The 19,268-nt window shown below is 62.8% G+C and carries 16 protein-coding genes; 7 read left to right on the forward strand and 9 right to left on the reverse strand.

Annotated features, from left to right (window positions below):
- The first annotated feature begins 164 nt into the window (after positions 1-164).
- From ACBG85_RS22105 to ACBG85_RS22125, 5 genes are all read left to right on the forward strand, one after another.
- Complete coding sequence (locus tag ACBG85_RS22105; protein WP_054781685.1) at positions 165-1,358, forward strand: LLM class flavin-dependent oxidoreductase; 1,194 nt, start codon at positions 165-167, stop codon at positions 1,356-1,358.
- The gene (locus ACBG85_RS22110) at positions 1,355-2,431 is read left to right on the forward strand and encodes an alcohol dehydrogenase catalytic domain-containing protein (protein ID WP_030535354.1); all 1,077 of its coding nucleotides are present in this window, start codon (positions 1,355-1,357) and stop codon (positions 2,429-2,431) included. The genes ACBG85_RS22105 and ACBG85_RS22110 overlap by 4 nt, the downstream gene beginning before the upstream one ends.
- A gap of 180 nt (positions 2,432-2,611) precedes the next feature.
- The gene (locus ACBG85_RS22115; protein ID WP_003940219.1) at positions 2,612-4,270 is read left to right on the forward strand and encodes a DNA repair helicase XPB; all 1,659 of its coding nucleotides are present in this window, start codon (positions 2,612-2,614) and stop codon (positions 4,268-4,270) included.
- 102 nt (positions 4,271-4,372) lie between these two features.
- Entirely contained in the window at positions 4,373-6,451 is a 2,079-nt protein-coding gene (locus ACBG85_RS22120; RefSeq protein ID WP_081558299.1) for a peptidase, read from the forward strand.
- A 74-nt stretch (positions 6,452-6,525) separates the two neighbouring features.
- A complete protein-coding gene (locus ACBG85_RS22125; protein WP_007733514.1) occupies positions 6,526-7,188 on the forward strand; it encodes a DUF3239 domain-containing protein in 663 nt (220 codons plus the stop codon).
- Positions 7,189-7,197: 9 nt separating this feature from the next.
- Here the strand turns inward: ACBG85_RS22125 and ACBG85_RS22130 are convergent, their stop codons facing one another.
- The 6 genes from ACBG85_RS22130 to ACBG85_RS22155 are packed head-to-tail and all read right to left on the reverse strand — an operon-like array spanning position 7,198 to position 13,567.
- Positions 7,198-8,184, reverse strand: a complete 987-nt coding sequence (locus ACBG85_RS22130) for an LLM class F420-dependent oxidoreductase (RefSeq protein WP_063315901.1) — start codon at positions 8,182-8,184, stop codon at positions 7,198-7,200.
- Between the two features lie 13 nt (positions 8,185-8,197).
- Positions 8,198-9,430, reverse strand: coding sequence for an MFS transporter (locus ACBG85_RS22135; RefSeq protein ID WP_042451237.1), 1,233 nt, complete (start codon positions 9,428-9,430; stop codon positions 8,198-8,200).
- Complete coding sequence (locus ACBG85_RS22140; RefSeq protein ID WP_372024867.1) at positions 9,427-10,773, reverse strand: LLM class flavin-dependent oxidoreductase; 1,347 nt, start codon at positions 10,771-10,773, stop codon at positions 9,427-9,429. The genes ACBG85_RS22135 and ACBG85_RS22140 overlap by 4 nt, the downstream gene beginning before the upstream one ends.
- A gap of 31 nt (positions 10,774-10,804) precedes the next feature.
- On the reverse strand, positions 10,805-11,677 hold the full coding sequence (locus tag ACBG85_RS22145; RefSeq protein ID WP_083056879.1) for an ABC transporter permease: 873 nt from the start codon (positions 11,675-11,677) through the stop codon (positions 10,805-10,807).
- Positions 11,670-12,491, reverse strand: coding sequence for an ABC transporter ATP-binding protein (locus ACBG85_RS22150; protein ID WP_003940477.1), 822 nt, complete (start codon positions 12,489-12,491; stop codon positions 11,670-11,672). Before ACBG85_RS22150 ends, ACBG85_RS22145 begins: the two co-directional genes overlap by 8 nt.
- Positions 12,488-13,567, reverse strand: a complete 1,080-nt coding sequence (locus ACBG85_RS22155; protein WP_007733528.1) for an ABC transporter substrate-binding protein — start codon at positions 13,565-13,567, stop codon at positions 12,488-12,490. The genes ACBG85_RS22150 and ACBG85_RS22155 overlap by 4 nt, the downstream gene beginning before the upstream one ends.
- A 277-nt stretch (positions 13,568-13,844) precedes the next feature.
- On the opposite strand from ACBG85_RS22155, the gene ACBG85_RS22160 reads away from it, so the two are divergent.
- Complete coding sequence (locus tag ACBG85_RS22160) at positions 13,845-14,807, forward strand: sigma-70 family RNA polymerase sigma factor (RefSeq protein ID WP_073512661.1); 963 nt, start codon at positions 13,845-13,847, stop codon at positions 14,805-14,807.
- Here the strand turns inward: ACBG85_RS22160 and ACBG85_RS22165 are convergent.
- Positions 14,783-16,504, reverse strand: a complete 1,722-nt coding sequence (locus tag ACBG85_RS22165; RefSeq protein ID WP_312639235.1) for an FUSC family protein — start codon at positions 16,502-16,504, stop codon at positions 14,783-14,785. The two genes, ACBG85_RS22160 and ACBG85_RS22165, sit on opposite strands and share 25 nt — an antisense overlap.
- 187 nt (positions 16,505-16,691) lie before the next feature.
- On the opposite strand from ACBG85_RS22165, the gene ACBG85_RS22170 reads away from it, so the two are divergent.
- Positions 16,692-17,870: an acyl-CoA dehydrogenase family protein gene (locus ACBG85_RS22170; protein ID WP_054781686.1), complete on the forward strand. Its 1,179-nt coding sequence runs from the start codon at positions 16,692-16,694 to the stop codon at positions 17,868-17,870.
- A 4-nt stretch (positions 17,871-17,874) separates the two neighbouring features.
- Here ACBG85_RS22170 and ACBG85_RS22175 read toward each other — a convergent pair whose 3' ends face one another.
- Both ACBG85_RS22175 and ACBG85_RS22180 read right to left on the reverse strand, forming a co-directional pair.
- Entirely contained in the window at positions 17,875-18,501 is a 627-nt protein-coding gene (locus ACBG85_RS22175) for a TetR/AcrR family transcriptional regulator (protein WP_030535343.1), read from the reverse strand.
- Positions 18,498-19,154, reverse strand: coding sequence for a TetR/AcrR family transcriptional regulator (locus tag ACBG85_RS22180; RefSeq protein WP_231782463.1), 657 nt, complete (start codon positions 19,152-19,154; stop codon positions 18,498-18,500). Before ACBG85_RS22180 ends, ACBG85_RS22175 begins: the two co-directional genes overlap by 4 nt.
- Between the last annotated feature and the right edge of the window lie 114 nt (positions 19,155-19,268).

The raw sequence follows: 19,268 nt of genomic DNA on the forward strand, positions 1-19,268 counted from the left end.
ACAACGATATCCGACGTCAATGCACCAGATAACGTTGAACTACAGGTGATTACAAATCTCCCACTGTGCGGGAGGCTCAACTTATTGGATCAGTTGATCCATGTTAGACATCTCGATCAGAGCGAGTGATCCAAATCACTCCCCTGTCGACAGGAGTTGTCATCGTGTGGTCCGCATCGTCCATCCGCTTCGGAGCCTTCCTCGCCCCGTACCACCCGCTCGACGCCGATCCCGCCCTGCAACTCAGACGCGATATCGACCTCATGACACACCTGGACCACCTCGGATTCGAAGAAGCGTGGATGGGTGAGCATCATTCGACCGGCGCCGAGATCGTGCCTGCCCCGGACATGTTCATCGCGGCCGCCGCAGAGCGAACCGAGCGCATCCAGTTCGGCACAGGCGTGACGTCTCTGCCCTATCACCACCCGTTGATCACGGCCGACCGCATCACTCAGCTCGATCTGCAGACCCGCGGACGGCTCATCTTCGGCACCGGCCCGGGCAAGATCCCCCTCGATGCACACATGATGGGCATCAACCCGTCGGACCAGCGTCGTCGCCAGGGCGAAGCGCTCGAGGCCATTCTCGCGTTGCTTCGCGGCGAGGTCGTCAACATGGAAACCGACTGGTTCACGTTGCGTGACGCACGCGCACAGCTACCCACCTACCGCGCGGACGGCATCGAGACAGTGACAGCGTCCACGATTTCCCCCAACGGTTCGGTGCTCGCCGGCAAGAACGGCCTCTCCCTGCTCTCATTGGCGGCGAGTTCACCCAGCGGCTTCGACGCACTGGATCGCAACTGGGATGTGTACGAGAAGGTCTCGGCCGAACACGGCCACCGCGCCGACCGAGCGACGTGGCGTGTGGTCAATCCGATGTTCATCGCCGAGACCCGAGCCGAGGCCGAGCGCGCCGTGAGCCGGCGGATCGGATCGATGGCTTCTTACGTGAATCGACAGACCGGCCAGAACCCGGCCTGGGCAGATACACCTGCCGGAATCATCGATCAGTGGCGAAACGACACGCTCGGCGAGTTCGGTCAGGCGATCATCGGTACCCCCGAAGATGCGATCGCACAGATCGAGCGTCTGATCGAGAAGACGGGAGGGTTCGGCACGTTCTTGATCCTTCACGTCGACATGGCGAGCTGGGAGGACACCAAACGCAGCTACGAATTGTTCGCCTCCGAGGTGGTCCCGCACTTCCGGAAGCGAAATGTCGGGCGTCAGGCGAGCATGCAGTTCGCCGAGGACAATCGCGAATACCTGATCGGCGGGCTGGTCGGAGCGATCACCAAAGCCCATACCGACTACTACGGCCAGCCGGCCGAGACGGGAGCCGTGCGCGCATGAGAGCCGTCCGTTTCCAGCAGGGAGAATTCGCGGTCACCGAGATCGCCGACCCGCCGCCGTTGGCACCCCATCAGATCCGCATCGACGTCGTCGCCTGCGGGATCTGCGGCAGCGACCTGAGCATGTCGAAGGACCCGTGCCGATTCGTCGAGGTCGCGCACGACGGGGGCTACCCGCTCGCCACCTTCGATCCGGACGCGCCAGTGGTACTGGGGCACGAATACGCGGGTATCGTCTCCGAGACCGGTTCTGCAGTAGACGATTTCGCGATCGGCGATCGGGTGGCCGGCATCGGCTTGGCCACCGACACCGCTACCGGGATCCCGACGATCATCGGCTACTCGAACGAGTACCACGGCGCGTTCGGCGATCACATAGTCGTCGACGCGTTCTGGGTCCGCAAAGTTCCCGACCACCTGTCACTCGAGCACGCCACACTTGCCGAACCTCTCCACGTCGGCGAGATGCATCTCCAACAGTCCGGCCTCACCTCGGCCGATTCGGCGCTCGTCATCGGTTGCGGAACGATCGGACTGGGCGCCATCGTCGCCGCGAAAGCGCGCGGAGCGCAGATCGTCATCGCGTCGGAGCCCTCCCCCAAACGACGCGAGCTCGCCGCGAAGATGGGCGCGGACATCGTCGTCGATCCGGCCGAGCAGGATCCGATCGAACTGTGGAATCGAATGATCGCCGAAGGCAACCAGCTTGTCGGCCAGGCCGCGAACGGAGTTCTGATCGCCTACGAATGCAGCGGGCGGGCGGGAGTCATCGGAGAACTTATGCACACTCTGCCGTTCAACTCGCGGATTCAGGTTCTGGCTGCGCCGTTCGGCGACGAGACGATCATTCCCGTCGTCGGGCAGTTCCGGAGGATCTCGATCAACTTCGGTCACGGTCCTTACGAGAATGCCTACGACATCACCCTGCAGAGGCTCGCCGACGGCGAGATCGACGCCGAAGCGATCATCACCGGCAGGGTCGGTCTGGATGGAGTCTCGGACGCTTTCGCAGCTCTGCGCGCACCCGACGAACACGTGAAGATCCTCGTACTACCCGCGGGCCTCCCGGAATAGCAGTCGATCCTGCCCTGTTGACGTAGGGGTGCTCGCACCCGGGCACCTCTACTTCGGGCTGTGCGAGCGTCGCCTGTTGGCGTCTGCGCCCCGATACCAGGACAATGGCAGGGTTGGCGTCAGCCGACAACGCGGCGCAACGCTCTGTGGCTGCCGCGTTTGCTTCACTAGGAGGATTCCGTGACCGACGGACCGTTGATCGTCCAATCCGACAAGACGCTGCTGTTGGAGGTCGACCACGAGCGCGCCGGCGATGCCAGGCAGGCAATCGCCCCCTTCGCGGAACTCGAACGGGCCCCCGAACACGTCCACACGTATCGCATCACTCCCCTGGCCTTGTGGAATGCCCGCGCCGCCGGACACGACGCCGAGCAGGTTGTCGACGCGCTCGTGTCGTACTCACGATTCGCGGTTCCACAACCGCTGCTGGTCGACATCGTCGACACGATGGCCAGGTACGGACGCTTACAGCTGGTCAAGAGCCCGGTGCACGGCCTCATCCTGGTCAGCCTCGACCGCGCAGTCCTCACCGAGGTGATGCGACACAAGAAGATCTCGCCGATGCTCGGTGAGAAGGTCGACGACGACACCGTGATCGTCCACCCGAGCGAACGCGGCCGCCTCAAGCAGATGCTGCTCAAGGTGGGCTGGCCGGCCGAGGACCTCGCCGGCTACGTGGACGGCGAAGCGCACCCGATCGATCTCGCTTTCGAAGAGGGCCACTGGGAACTGCGCGACTACCAGCAGATGGCAGCGGATTCGTTCTGGGCCGGCGGCTCGGGCGTCGTCGTGCTGCCGTGTGGCGCCGGCAAGACGATGGTGGGCGCCGCAGCGATGGCAAAGGCCAAGGCCACCACCCTCATCCTCGTCACCAATACCGTTGCCGGTCGTCAGTGGAAGCGTGAGTTGATCGCGCGTACATCGTTGACCGAGGAAGAAATCGGCGAATACTCCGGCGAGCGCAAGGAGATTCGGCCGGTCACGATCGCCACGTACCAGGTGATCACACGTCGCACGAAGGGCGAGTACAAGCACCTCGAACTTTTCGATTCCCGAGACTGGGGATTGGTGATCTACGACGAGGTACACCTGCTCCCCGCGCCGGTCTTCCGGATGACGGCAGACCTGCAGTCACGCCGCCGTCTCGGCCTGACCGCGACGTTGGTTCGTGAGGACGGACGCGAAGGCGACGTCTTTTCGCTCATCGGACCCAAGCGCTACGACGCTCCGTGGAAGGACATCGAAGCGCAGGGCTGGATCGCACCGGCAGACTGCGTCGAGGTGCGAGTGACGATGACGGACGCCGAGCGCATGTCCTATGCCGTCGCCGAACCGGAGGAGCGCTACAAACTGTGCTCGACGGCTCACACGAAAATTGCGGTCGTGAAGTCGATCCTGGCCAAGCACCCCGATTCTCCGACTTTGGTGATCGGTGCGTATCTCGATCAGCTCGACGAACTCGGCGAAGCCCTGAACGCCCCGGTGATCAAGGGATCCACCAAGAACAAGGAACGCGAGATCCTCTTCGATCAGTTCCGTAACGGTGAGATCCAGACGCTGGTGGTGAGTAAGGTCGCGAACTTCTCGATCGACCTTCCGGAGGCATCTGTCGCCGTGCAGGTTTCGGGAACCTTCGGGTCGAGACAGGAAGAGGCTCAGCGACTCGGACGCCTACTGCGACCCAAGCACGACGGCGGTCAGGCTCACTTCTATTCGGTGGTCTCGCGCGACACTCTCGATGCGGAGTATGCGGCACATCGTCAGCGATTCCTCGCCGAACAGGGCTACGCCTACCGGATCACCGACGCCGATGACCTGCTCGGACCTGCAATCGGCTGAGCATTTCTGCAACACGTTGCAGAATTAAATGGACATACGTCCAGTTATCTGTAGAGTGTCCCCTGTCACAGCCGTGTCCATCGGCCGGGGGTCACCAGCACCATGCGCTCAGTTCCACGTCTACGGGGTCGGCTCGCCGGAACCATCTCGCTGCTGACTGCCGCCGTCGTCGTCGCCGCGACCGGCGTCAGCGCCGCGGCACCGAGTCCTGCTCCTACTGCGCAGAACTCGGTGTACGCACTTGCGAACGGTTGCTTCGCGCTGCGCACCGAGTCTGGTGATTTCGTCCGTCGTGACGGGTCGGCGTACCTCACCGACGTAACGAAAGCCGCAGACGCCGAACCGTTCCGGCTACATGCGGCCCAGTTGGGTCGATTCATGCTGTACGGCCCGGACGGGTCGATGCTCTCGCACGACGGCGCAGACTCGGTGCTCGCCACTTCCGAAGCAACTCCGTCCACCGACTGGACCGTGATGTCCACTGGCGAGTCCTTCGTTCTGACAGCGACCTCGAACGGCCGACAACTGATCTCGCGAGATTTGATGCTCACGATGTCCGATCCCGGTGACGTTCCCGAATCTGCGTTCACGCTGATCCCGCGCGACGGCTGCGCCGACTTCCCCGAAGCGGAGGTGGGCGCAAACGGCGTTCCGGGAGAAATCGGACCGAACGGTGAAGTCACCGGATTCATCGACACACACGTGCACATGAATGCTTCCGAGTTCATGGGCGGAAACCTGCACTGCGGCCGACCTTTCGATCCTCAGGGCGTCACCGCAGCGCTCGTCGACTGCCCGGACCATCAACCCGACGGGATACCGGCGCTCCTCGAAAACGTTCTGTCGTACGGCAATCCCTTCGAAACTCACGACACCACCGGCTGGCCGAGTTTCACCGACTGGCCGGCGCACGATTCACTGACACACGAGCAGACGTACTACAAGTGGGTCGAGCGGGCCTGGCGTGGCGGTCTGCGAATCTTCACCAACCTCTTTGTCGCCAACCGTGTCCTGTGCGAGCTGTATCCGAGTAAACGAAATCCCTGTGACGAGATGGAGACCGTCCGGATCCAGGCGCAGCAGACACGCGAACTCCAGGACTACATCGACGCCCAGTACGGCGGTCCCGGCCGGGGTTGGTTCCGCATCGTGAGCTCCCCTGAACAGGCCAGGCAGGTGGCCGCCGACGGAAAGCTGGCCGTCACCCTCGGGGTGGAGGTGTCCGAACCCTTCGGTTGCTCTGTGCGCAACGGTATTCCGCAGTGCACCGAGGACGACATCGACCGCGGCCTGGACGAGTTGTACGACCTCGGTGTCCGGCAGATGATCGTCACGCACAAGTTCGACAACGCCCTCGGCGGTGCCCGTTTCGACGGCGGCGTCACCGGAGTGGCCGTCAACATCGGCAACTACCTGGGCACCGGGGAGTTCTGGCAGTCGGAACCATGCACCGGCGTTGCCGAGGACAATGTGCTGCCCACCAAGGTCGACGGCGCACAGAATCTTCTCGCGGTACTCCCACCCGGAGTGACGCTTCCGGTGTACCCCTCTGGTCCGCAATGCAATTCGCACGGCCTGACCGACCTCGGCGCGTACACGATCCGAGGTTTGATGGACCGAGGGATGATCGTGGACATCGATCACATGAGCGTCAAGACCGCCGAAGCGGCTCTCGATATTCTCGAAGCTGCGAACTACTCCGGCGTCGTTTCCAGTCACAGCTGGAGCGACCCGAGCCTGTACAAGCGGATCTACGCACTCGGCGGATTTGTCGCCCTGTACGCCGGACAACTCGACGCATCGGACGAAAAGCCCGAAGAGCGTGGGTTCATCGACCAGTGGCGGGACGCACGGGCGATGCGAAGCGAGAACTACTACTTCGGTTTCGGCTACGGCGCCGACACCAACGGCTTCGGGCCGCAGGCCGCACCGCGCGGCGACGCCGCAGAAAATCCGCTGCAATATCCGTACACCGCCTTCGACGGCACGGTCATGGACCAGCAGCGCGCCGGCACCCGGGTTTTCGACGTGAACACCGACGGCGTGGCGCAGTACGGGATGATTCCCGACTGGATCGCGGACATGCGCATCGCCGCGGGAGCCGACGGCGACACCATCATCGAGGACATGAGCCGCGGCGCCGAGGCTTACCTGCAGATGTGGGAGCGCGCGCGAAACTAGCTACGCTGGTGGACGGTCCCCGGGCGATCGGGGGCCGGTCCTAGATCGTCCGGCACCACCCGAAGGAATTTTTCGTGGCTGACTTCCAGTTCACCGTCGACAAGGCTCACGCCAAGTCGGTCAACGACACACTGGCCGATGTACGCCGCCTGCAGATTTCTGCGGTGATCTTCGCGATCGTCCTCGCCGCGGTCGGGGCCTGGTTGATCAGCATGGGCGAGGTGTGGTCCATCATCATCGGCGCAGTCCTCGCCATCGGTGCGGCCAGTTCCCTGTGGGTCGCCGTGTGGGCACCTCGCAAGGTGGGAAGCGTCGAATCTCTGTATGCGGACAACCCACTGGTTCCCGCGATCGTCACCGAGGTTCATCCTCGAGCGGCGACCTTGACGGCATTGATCGACATCGCGAAGCCGGCGGCCGGAGCACCGCAGTACGCGCTCGTCAGCCGCAACGTTCGACTCAATCCGAAGTGGCGAGTCGGCGACCGCATTCCGTCGGTCGCACTGCGTTCGGATCGTTCCACCCGCAGCAAGGCTGACACGTGGCAGATGGTCAGTCCCATGCCGATCGAGTGGGGGACCAAGGACTCGGCAGTGCTGGCACGCGCGATCGCTGCTGTCAGTGCGAGCGAGTGGAACTTCCTGCAGAGCCGGATTCCCGATTCCGAAGAAGTTCGCACCCACCCCGATCGCCGGGTTCTGATCAACCCGGCCGATCTTCCTGACTCGCTGCGCTAGCCCCAACGGTTACGCGAGCGCGGGCAGCACTTCCTTCTCGAACATCTCGATTCCCGACGTGTCGTACGCGGCCTCGGGGAAGTAGAAGATTCCGTACTCGAGTCCCTGCGCCGCGAGCGCCGACAGGTTCTCGATGATCTGCTCGGGCGTACCCACGGCAGGCATTCCGCGGAACGCATCGAGCGACGCATCGGCGGCAGCTTCGCCGACCAACGGCGTCAGTCGGGCCTTCAGTGTCTCCAACCGCTGAGCCACCTCGGATTCCGTCGCGCCGATGGCCACGTTGTAGTTGGCCGAACGGACGATGGCGTCGAAATCGCTACCGACGGTGTCGCAGTGCTTCTTCAGGATTTCGGACTTGTGCGCGAAGCCGGCCGGGGTGCCGTCGAAGTTCGTGTACTGCGCGTACTTGGCCGCGATTTTGAGTGTGACCTTCTCGCCGCCACCGGCAACCCAGATGGGAATTCCGCCCTCTTGCAACGGAAGTGGACGGCACAGCGCTCCGTCGACCTGGTAGTACTTGCCGTCGAGCGTCGAGCTGCCGGTCGACCACGCCTGCTGCATGATCTGGATTCCTTCGTCGAGGCGGCCCAGACGCTCACCGGCAGAGGGGAAACCGTAGCCGTACGCACGCCACTCCTGCTCGTACCAACCGCCGCCGATGCCCATCTCGACGCGTCCACCCGTGATGAGATCGGTGGTCGCGGCGACCTTGGCGAGGTACGCCGGGTTTCGGTAGCTCATGGCGGTACACATCTGGCCGAGTCGGATACGCGACGTCGATGCACCGAGTGCGGCCATCAACGTCCACGCCTCGTGAGTCGCTTCTTCCGTCGGCTGGGGAACGGTGTGGAAGTGGTCGTAGACCCACACCGACTCCCACGGCCCTGCCTCCGCGCGCAGCGTGAAGTCTCGCATCACCTCCCACTGCTTCGCGGGGTCGATGCCGACCAGGTCCAGACGCCAGCCTTGAGGTACGAACAGTCCGAATCGCATGTAGCGAGCCTACCTACAGTTTCCCGACGCGCGACCGGGGTGACACCCGCGGAGAGTAGACCGGAATGAAGCGGAACATCATCGCCGCGCCGGCGAACGACGTCGCGCCCAGGGCGGCGAATGCCCACCCGAGTGGGAGCACCGCGGCGAGTAGACCGATCGCGAGCGGCCCACCGAACATGCCGGTGTCGTGAGTCAATCGCCATGCAGCGAGGAACTCGGCGCGTTCTTCGGGCGGGGCGATATCGGCACCGAGGGTCATGATCACGCCGTTGCCCAGTCCGTTGCCGATCCCCATCACGACAGCGACCACGGTCAATCCCACTGCACCCGTCGAGAACGGCAACAGTAGGTACGACACACCGATCACCGTCAGCGAAGGCACCGCGACCAGCCTGCGGCCGTATCGGTCCATGATGTGTCCGGCCGGGTACGAGCACAGCAGGTCCACGGCCGCACCGATACCGAAGATCACACTCACCTGGGCTGCATCCAATCCGAGGTGCAATGCCCACAATGGAAGAACGGCCTCACGCGAAGCGCGGGCGGCGCCCATCAGAAGGGAGCCTGTCCCGAGCGTCGACAGAGCGGCACGATGACGGCGAAGGATCTCCGGGAGCGTGACGTGTCCGTGATCGCTGTTGCCTGCCTGCACCTTTCGTGGCGGGTCGGGAACGCGGGCCATCAGCGCCCCGGCGAGCACGACGCCCACCAACTGGACGAGGAATCCTCCGCGCGCTCCCACCAGGAGAATCACGCCGGCCCCGATGAGCGGTCCCAGGAAGAAACCCAACCGCCACATCGCGGCGAACGACGACATTGCTCGGGCCCGAAGACCGAGTGGCACGGTCTCGGCGAGGTAGCTCTGCCGCGCAAGGCCCCACACCGCATTCGCCAATCCGGTCAACAGTGCGCCGATACCGAGCATCCACGGAGTCTGCGCAAGGAGACAAATCACCACTCCTGTTGCACCCAAGGAACTTCCGCCGATGATCGACCTGCGCTCACCGAAACGCGACACGATCCTGCCGGCGGGGAGGTCACCGAGTACGGCGCCCAAACCACCGAGTGCAACGATCAGGCCGGCGACGGCAACCGATGCACCCAGGTCGCGCGCGGTGACGGCCATGATGGGGGCAGCCGCTCCCTGACCGATCCCGAAGATGGCCGCCGGTACGAAAACCGTTGTGACGAGTGGCTTGAGACCGGCAATCGCCGGCTGTTCCTTGGGCAGTGTTTCCGTCACGCGCTCACTTCTGCCGCGTCAGCGGCCCGCGAAAACCGATTCGCCGGACGATCGAGGCCGTAGTGACCCCGCAGGGTGGATTCCGTGTATTCGGTCCGGAAGATCCCACGCGCCTGCAGAATCGGCACGACCCGGTCGACGAACACCTCGAGCCCTCCAGGCAGATAGGGCGGCATGATGTTGAAGCCGTCCGCGGCGCCCTTGTCGAACCATTCGGTCAACTCGTCCGCGACCTGCTCCGGTGTCCCGGCAAATGTCCGATGCCCACGGCCACCGCCGAGTTTGCCGATCAGTTCACGGACGGTGAGGTTTTCGCTCTCTGCAAGGTCTTTGACGAGCTGGTATCGACTCTTGTTTCCTTGGATGCGATCGATGTCCGGCAACGGTGGCAGCGGGGCATCCAGCGAATGCTCGGTGAGGTCGACGCCCACCATGTTCGAGAGTTGGCGCAGTGAGTACTCAGGTGAGATGAGATCCGTGAACGACTGCTCCAGTGCCTTGGCTTCTTCTTCCGTATCCGCGATGAAGGGAACGATGCCTGGCAGCACCTTGATCTCGTCGGGACTACGCCCGTACTTGATCAGCCGCGCTTTGAGGTCGGTGTAGAAATCCTGCCCCTGCTCGAGTGTTCGTTGAGCGGTGAACACGGCTTCGGCATACCTCGCCGCGAAATCCTTACCGCTCTCGGAGGAACCGGCCTGTACAAGCAGCGGACGTCCCTGTGGAGACCTCGGCGAATTGAGCGGGCCAGCCACCGTGAATCGTTGACCGTCATGGTCGATGCGATGGACACGATCAGGATCGGCGAAGATTCCGGCCTCTTCGTCCAGGACAACTGCCCCCTCTTCCCAGCTGTCCCAGAGTCCGAGCGTCACGTCGAGAAACTCCTCGGCGCGCTCGTAACGACCGCTGTGCGTCGGTACCGCATCGAGGCCGAAGTTCGCGGCCTCGTCGGCGCCGGCCGACGTCACGATGTTCCACCCGCCTCGTCCGCCACTGATGTGATCGAGGGAAGCGAACTTCCTTGCGAGAGTGTATGGATCGCTGTAACTGGTCGACGCGGTTGCAATCAGCCCCACCTTGTCGGTGGCCGCCGCGATCGCCGACAGCAAGGTGACGGGTTCGAAGATCGCCTGGGTGTTGTACTTGACCCGCGGGCCGACTGCTAGACCGTCGGCGAAGAACACCGAGTCCAGCTTTCCACGCTCGGCGATTCTCCCCAATTCCTGGAAGTGCTTGACGTCCAGGAGGTTGGCCGCATTTGTGCGTGGGTGGCGCCACGCCGCCTCATGATGGCCGACGCCCATCAGGAAGGCGTTCAGATGAAATTGTCGTTCGGACATGAGTTCGCAGAATCTTTCCGTGAATGTGTGGTCAGGTGGTGACGCGCCAGCGCGAGAGCCGACGTTCGATCAGGACCAGAATCGCGTTGATTGTCAGACCCAACAACGAGATCGCGACGATGCCCGCGTACATGTTCGGGATCTGGAAGTTGAGTTGTGAAGCGGTGATCAGATACCCGAGACCGGCTTTGGCCCCGACCATTTCGGCGGCGATCAGCACGAGAATCGACGACGCGGCTGCCATGCGGATACCCGTGAAGATCGTGGGAACAGCGGCGGGCAGAACCACCTTCTGGAACAGCCGAATCGAGGAGAACCCCAGCGAGGCAGCGGACTTGATCAGCAGGGGGTCCACTGTTCGCACACCGGAGATCGTGTTGAGCAGAATCGGGAAGGTGCAGGCGTAGATCACCAGGGCGATCTTCGATTCCTCACCGATTCCGAGAATCAGCACGAAGACGGGAAGCAGAGCCAAGGCTGCTGTGTTGCGGAACAATTCGAGAATCGGGTTGAGGAAGTCGGAGACCGGGCGGTACCAGGCGATCGCGATTCCCAACGGAATCGCGATCGCGATGGCCACGAAGAATCCGGTCAGCGCACGCGTCAGACTGGCCGAAACATGCTCTTGCAATTGTCCGTTCTCGGCGAGAGTGAAGAATGCGGACACAACTTCGGTGAAGGGCGGGAGGAAGACCTTGTCCACCAGCCCGAGCCGAGGTGCCGCTTCCCAGATCCCGAGGAAGATCGCGATCGCAATCGACGGCTTGGCAATCCGCCAGGCGGTGGAACGAATGTAGCGCGCCGCCTTGCCGCCGGCCTGGCTCCGCTGCGCAATGTCAGGTGTTATGTCGGCCAACGGTTTCGGGGTGGCGACCACCTCCGGCGTCGCCAATGCGCTAGACATGTGCAACCTCCTTGGCAGGATCGAGTTCGCCGGCCCGAGCGCGCTCGACTTCACCGTGCAGCAGCGTCCAGATCCGGTGCCGGAACACTCGGAACTCCTCACCTGATCGCACGTCGTCGCCGGACCGGTCGATGTCGATGTCGACGATCGTCTTGACGCGCCCCGGCCGCGAAGTCAGTACTGCAACACGTTGCCCGAGGTAGATGGCCTCGTCGATTCCGTGGGTGATGAACAGGATGGTCTTGCCGGTGGCCTTCCAGATGCGCAGAAGCTCGTCCTGCAGCGACTCTCGCGTCTGTGCGTCCAGCGCAGCAAATGGTTCGTCCATCAGCAACACTTCGGGGTCGAATGCCAGGCTGCGGGCGATCGCGACTCGCTGCTTCATTCCACCGGACAACTCGTGCGGATAGCGATCCGCGAAACCTTGCAGACCGACCAGTTCGAGGTAATGCTCGGCGAGCTCGCGTCGCTCGCTCTTCTTCACGCCCTTCGCTTCGAGTCCGAACTCGATGTTGTGACGTGCAGTTCGCCATGGAAGCAGCGCGTATTGCTGGAAGACGATTCCCCGATCCAAGCCTGGGCCCGTGATCTGCTTGCCGTCCAGAAGGATTCGACCGGAAGTGGGCGAACTGAGTCCTCCGAGGAGGTCCAGCAGAGTCGACTTGCCGCAACCACTCGGCCCGACGAGGACCAGGAACTCCCCCGGCGCCACGTCGATGTTGATGTCCTCGACCGCGGTGAAAACTTCGTCGGTCCCACGAATGTCGAACTGTTTGGTGACGTGCTCGAGCCGTAGTTTCGGTTCTGTGCTCATTTTGCTGCCTCCAGTGCCTGTCCGTCAGCGCCGCTGTCGGGTGAATACGTTCCGTTGGCGTACGGGTTGAATTCGTTGGTGTAGATGTCCGACGGCTTCAACTTTCCTTCTTCGAGTTCGCCGTTACGGGTGAGCCAGTCGATCCACGTGCTGATCTCGGTATCGGTGATCGTTCCGCCGGGGCCGGCGACTCCTGGGCTCTTCCAGTAGCTGATGAGCTTGGTGTCCTCGTTGCGTCCGCGGCTGTTGATGATCGACGTCAGCTTCGCGACCACTTCTTCTCGTGGGTGTGTCTGCGTCCAGCGGATGGCCCTCGCTGTTCCCTGCACGAAATCGGCGACCGCCTCCTTGTTCTGCGCGATGTAGTCGTCACGGAACACCAACGTGCCGTAGGTGAACGAGCCGAACAACGATTCGTCCGTGAACAGCTCGCGAAGGCCACCACGTTCGAGCGCGGAGTCACGGAAGACCGAGCCGAGGGTGGCGACGTCGATCTGTCCCTGCCGCAACGCTTGTTCCGTGTTGACCGGCGGAACCACGATCAGTTCCACCTGCTTGATCTCGTCCGGTGTAAGCCCCTCCCGCGCAAGCCATTCACGCACGACGAACTCGTGGTGCGCACCGAGGGTGTTCATCCCGACCTTCTTGCCGATCAGGTCCTTCGCCGATTTGATCGGACTGTCGTCGAGAACGTAGTAACCGTTGAAGCTCTCCTTGTCCGAGCCGTAGTACCCGATGACCGAGGTGATCGGTGAACCCGCGGAAGCCAACTTCACCACCGCACCGTTGAACGCTCCCCCGAACTCGGTTTGACCGGTCGCTGCGTTCTGAATGCTCTGAGGGCCGCTGGTCGTATCGCCGATCCAGTTGAGCTCCACGTCGTTGAAGTAGCCGAGGTCAGCGGCCAGTTCGGGGTAGATGACCTGTCCGGTGCTGCCCTCGTACCGCAGGACGGTCTTGCCGTCGGCGGTCTTGACCACTTCGTCGGAGGAGCCCGAGCAGGCAACGGCAAAACTGGACAGAGTGACAAGAGCGACGACCGCGGCTACCGAGCGCGCGAAACGAGGGCGAATCATGAAGTTGCTTCCTGTAGAAGATGATTGGTTCAGTTCTCGGCTACACCTGTCCGGAGCGCCGTGTGCGGCGCTCGGCACAGGCAGGTGTGGGGAATGTCAGTTCAACGACAACAGTTGAGCGACATGAGCGGGAAAGACCGAAACACGTGAGACTCCAATGAATGTGCAGACAGGATCGAGCCGTGAGCAGTGCCGAAACCATACGTCGGCACCCACTACCTGGGTCAACGGTTACATTCATGCCGGATTTAATGTGTGAGGTCCGTATCATGAGGGCATGCTTTCGCCGACGACTGCGCAGGACTTCGAGCAACACCGTGGCCACCTGACGTCGGTGGCCTACCGTCTCACCGGAAGTTTCAGCGACGCTCAGGATGCGGTGCAGGAAGCGTGGATACGGCTTCAAGTTGCCGAAAACACGCGAGGCGACGAATTGCAGATCCGCGAACTGCGCGGATGGCTCACCACAGTTGTCGGCCGAATCTGCCTCGATCATCTCAAATCGGCCGCGGTCAGAAGAGAAAGCTATGTCGGACAGTGGCTTCCGGAGCCGATCGTCACGCCCGTCGACGCCACCGCGGGCACACCCTCAGCGACACCCGATCCGCTGGAGTACGTCGTGACGCAGGAACAGAATCGTTTTGCTGCCCTCGTCGTCCTGGACACCCTTACTCCCGCTCAACGCGTTGCCTTCGTCCTGCATGACGGCTTCGACGTGCCCTTCGCCGAGGTTGCGCGCATCCTCGACATCGAAGTAGCCACTGCCCGTCAGTTGGCCTCGCGGGCCCGTAAAGCCGCAGCGTCGGCGCCGGTCCCGGTCAGTAGCGAGGAGCATGCTGCTGCCGTCGAGCGATTGGTGACGGCTATCGCGAGTGGAGATCTGAACGCCGTGATAGGTGCACTCGATCCCGATGCCGTCCTGATCGGTGACGCAGGCGGAACTACCCGCACGGCTGTCAACATTGTGCGCGGCAGCGATCGTGTCGCGCGGTTCTATCTGGGATTGGCCCGCAAGTACGGACCGGCAGCGGTGTTCTCGATGTCACCGGTTCTCGTCAACGGACAGCTCGGCGGTGTATTCGCCGGCTCACCGGGGGACGACCAGTACCCGCAGTTCGCCGCTCGCGTTGCCGGCTTCACTGTCCGCGACGGAGTTGTGTGCGCAGCCTACGACATTGCGAATCCAGCCAAGTTCAGCGCTGTGCCGATGCTCGATCACACCGAACCCGAACGCAAGTAGCGAGACTCCCATTCCTCGAGGTGTGATCTGGACACCTGCGTGCCGAACCACAGTCGGTGCAGTACATCCGATCCCAGATGATGCAATTCGGTGTGCGTCCTCCACTGCTGCGACGCCCACTCGGGTTCGTTGTGGGCGGCGTCGATCCCGGCCATCGCGCTACCTCGCAGTTCGAAGTCCAGGTCCCGACGAAGCTCCGAAAGCTCCGACCAATTCGCCTGTGGTGCATAGTGCCTCGCGCGAATTTCGGTCAGCAGCTTGAACAGGACGCTACCCGCCCGTTCGTCGACCCAGATCAGAGTGCGTCGATGCGCACCGCGCCCCACCGTCCACAGGACCACCAACGCCACGACGACGCCGATTGCCGTCTCGAGCATGCGGCTGAGGATCAGATGTCGGACGGTCCCGTGCGCACCACCGGCCGCGCCGAGGAGAATCGCGAGGGCGGTGATGAAGATGACGGCTATCCCGTAATTCCGCACCAGGAACAGCTCGATCCCCGCCATCAGGACTGCAAGTACCGCCACCAACCACAGACCGGTCGGACTCCAGGAGTAGATGGCACCCAACAGAATCAACCCGAGGACGGTCCCACCGATGCGGTGGATTCCGCGATAGGTGCCCAGTATTCGGTCCGGTCCTTGATGAAGGACCATCGCCGCGGCGATCACCGCCCAGTCCGGGCGATCGATGCCGAGCAGGACGGTGAGGGTTCCCGCCGCCATACAGGCAATGGACAGCCGAAGTGCCGTCACCGACGCTCGGCTGGACCGATTGCAGGCGCGGAGGAACCGATATCGGATCGTCGGGTCGGGCAGAGGCGGGTGGGCCCCGACCTCGTCGACGTCGAACGCGGGGTCCGCCATGAGCTCCGGATCGTGGTCGTCGGAGATCGCTCTGGCCATCGAGATCTGCGCTCGTTCGAGTTCACGGGTCAACGGGTGGTCTTTCCCGACGATTGCGCCGCGGTAAAGGCACTGCCACGCGTCGTGCAGCCGAAGTGCTGCAGCGTGGCGTTTGTCTCGCGTGAGTTCGGGTGGGGCGTACCTCGCCTGAGCGTCCGTGTACTCCGCAACGGCCGAGACGGCTGCCTGTACAGCGCTGCGTTCGACAGCTCTCGGTGCCCACAGGATTCCCGTCATCGAGACGACCACCGCGCTGATCCCACCGATTGCCGTCCACATCGCGACCTCGACCGGCGGCTGACCGGGAGTGGCGATCACGGAACTGATCTCGGTGGTGAGCAACAGAAAGAACGCGCCCGGTGGACCCAATCGAAGCGCGTCGACGGTGAAGGCGCAGGTCGACACCACGACGGCCATGATCAGCACGACAAAGACGAGCAGCACCGTCGGCGCTCCCTCGGCGATGGCTCGGTGGACGGGCTCACCCACCGATGCCCCGACGAAGGACAGGATCGTCAGCGCCGTCGCAGCGATACCGACTGCCTTCCACCTGCTCCGGTACGGACGACCCTCACCGTAGATCGATGCAAATGCACCGAGGCCGACCAGGAGCGAAGCAGACCCGAATCCGAGCAGTGTGGCGATGGCCGCCGGAATCGCCAGGGCTAGGGCGACGCGAACCGCTCCGGGGTACCTGTTTCCCACCGGCGGCAATCCGAACAGGACGCTGCGCGCCGGCCGCGGAGCCGGGAGGTTGGACTCGTGACCCGCTGATGTTTCTTCGGGGTCCACTGCCCATCCTTCGCGCCGGCCTGTTCGTGTCTGTGTCGTCCCATTCTTGCGGGCGGCCGACGTGGAATTCGAGGCGGGTCCGGAGGTCGATTCGACCACCCCTTTATTGACACTATGTCAACAGTGTGGATGATAGGTGGAGTCGGATCCGCTCGCGGGTCGCACTTCATCGATCGGGAGAATCATGATGACGCAAGGATCTACCGCAACCCGGACCGCAGAACGACGGTCCCCGTGGATGGACGACGAATTGGAGGCCGTGGCCGACCTGGCAAGGAACTTCTTCGCCAAACACGTCACACCGCATCAGAAACGCTTCGCGTCCCAAGGTTTTCCCGACAAATCCGCATATCGAGAACTCGGGGCGCTCGGGCTCGCCGGCATGTCGATCCCCACCGAGTACGGCGGCGGAGGAGGAACTTTCGCGCACGACGCCGTGCTGTTCCACGAGCAGGTCATGGCGGGTGATCATTCACTCCAACTCGGCGTGCACTCGGGAATCGTGCCGCACTACCTCAATGCCTACGCCGATCACGAGCACAAACTGCGCTGGCTACCGAAACTGGTGAGTGGCGAGTGGGTGGGCGCAATCGCCATGACCGAGCCCGGCACCGGATCCGACTTGCAGAACATCACCACCCGAGCCGTCCGCGACGGTGACGACTATCTGATCAGCGGCGCAAAGACCTTCATCTCCAACGGTCGCAATTGTGATCTGGTGATCATTGCCGCCAAGACCGATCCCAGCCTCGGAGCGCGTGGAGTGTCGCTCATCGTGGCCGAGGTCGATGACAACACACCGGGTTTCGAGCGCGGGCGAATACTCGAGAAGGTCGGACAGAAGGGCCAGGACACCACCGAGCTGTTCTTCGACCGCTTGCGGGTGCCTGCAACAAACCTGCTCGGGGACCGCGAAGGCACAGGGTTTGCCCAGCTGATGCAGCAGCTACTGCCCGAACGATTGATCTGCGGAGTTGCAGCCACTGCGGCAATGGAGCGTGCAGTCGCCCTCACCGTCGAGTACACCAAATCCCGAAACATGTTCGGGCAAACGCTCTTCGATCTTCAGAACACGCGCTTCGAACTTGCCGAGTGCGCGTCCATCGCTCGTATCTCACGAACGTTCATCGACGACTGCATCGTCAAATACCTTGCCGGCCAGCTCGATGCGACTACCGCCGCGATGGCCAAGTACTGGCTCACCGATCAGCAGTGCGCCGTGATCGACCGCTGCGTGCAACTACACGGCGGGTACGGCTACATACTCGAATATCCCATCGCTCAGATGTATGCCGACGCTCGTATTCAGCGAATCTACGCCGGATCGAACGAAGTCATGAAGGACCTCGTGGCGAGATCACTCTGAGCAATCAGGAATCCGCCTCGCACGCCGGCAGAACGTCACGCACGATGGCGAGCAAACTGCGTACCAGCAGAAGGTGCACCTGTTCGCGGTCGAGCGCTCCCGTCACCAGCCACTGCTTACTGGCGGCCTTCGCCAAGCCTCCGTACGCCACGATCATCGAATGAACAGCAGCCTCACTGCCTTCACTCGGTCGAATCTCGAGCGCATCCATCATGCGTCGCGCAGCAACGTCGTCAGCATCCTGCAGGATCCGATCCATCTCGGGATCACGGCGGAGGTCGTCGGACATGACTGTCGAGATCCACATGTCGCGATGACGCCAGGCGACGTCGAGCCACCGATCGATCACGGCGCCGATCCGCTTCTCCTGGCTCGCCGATCGCGGAATGCGGTCCACCGCCACTTCGGGAATGAAGACGAACCGCCGCACGACGTCGAGATACAACTCCCGCTTGGAGCCGAAATAATGATTGAGCAGCGGACGTCCGACCCCAGCCGCCTTGGCCAACTCGGTCATCGAGACGTCGGCAAAAGACTTCTCCTCGAAAACCTTTGCCGCGCTGACAATGATCTGCTCACGCCGGTCTTCGGGACCGAGACGCCTTCCGCCTGTGGCCGACGCGGACGTCATTCTTTTCTCGCGGGCGTGCTGTTGACCGTCGCCTGCGCCTCGACCATGAGCGAAATGTGCTCCACCAAACGCTTTCGAGAGATCTTGGAGGACGGGGTGTGCGCCTGATAGATGAACGCGAGGGCACCGAACAGCCCCACCGAATTGAGTTCGGAGTTCGCGGAGTCGGTTGCCTCGCCGCCGTACATCAGCTCGAGCGACGCGGAAATCGGATTCGTGAACTCCGCCATCAATTCTCGCCCTCGATCCCACAGCGCAGGTTCCGCCTGGGATTCGACGAACATGATGCGTCCACGTCGAGGATCTTTGAATACGTAGTTGGTGAAGGCCTTCACCACGTGGCGGATCAGGGCCGACGGTTCGGAAGGCGCCGCCTCGAGAGCGTCCAGAATAGTGTCACGCGCACCGAGAACGACCTCGTCGAGCACGGCGACCAGCAGTTCGTCACGGTTGGCGAAGCTCTCGTAGAAGTACCGTTCGGTCAGCGCGGCCTCGCGGCAGGTCGCACGCATGGTCGCGGCGGCCGCTCCCTCGGTGCCCATGATCTGCAACCCGGCTTCGATCAGCTGTGCCCGGCGCGCGGCGCGGCGATCTTCCGGTTCCTGCCCACGCCACCTGCGCGGGCCGGTGCGCCGAGCCTCGGTATCCGTCATGTCCCCATGTTCTCACTGACCGGCAGCGCTCTCGACCTCAGGTTATCGCGGCGACCTCCGCAAGCGAACTGACATCGCCCGATGTCAATCAGTTGAATTCTGACATCAACCGCT

Origin of the sequence: Rhodococcus sp. NyZ502 (assembly GCF_041464245.1) — a bacterium.
GTDB lineage: Bacteria > Actinomycetota > Actinomycetes > Mycobacteriales > Mycobacteriaceae > Rhodococcus_F > Rhodococcus_F qingshengii.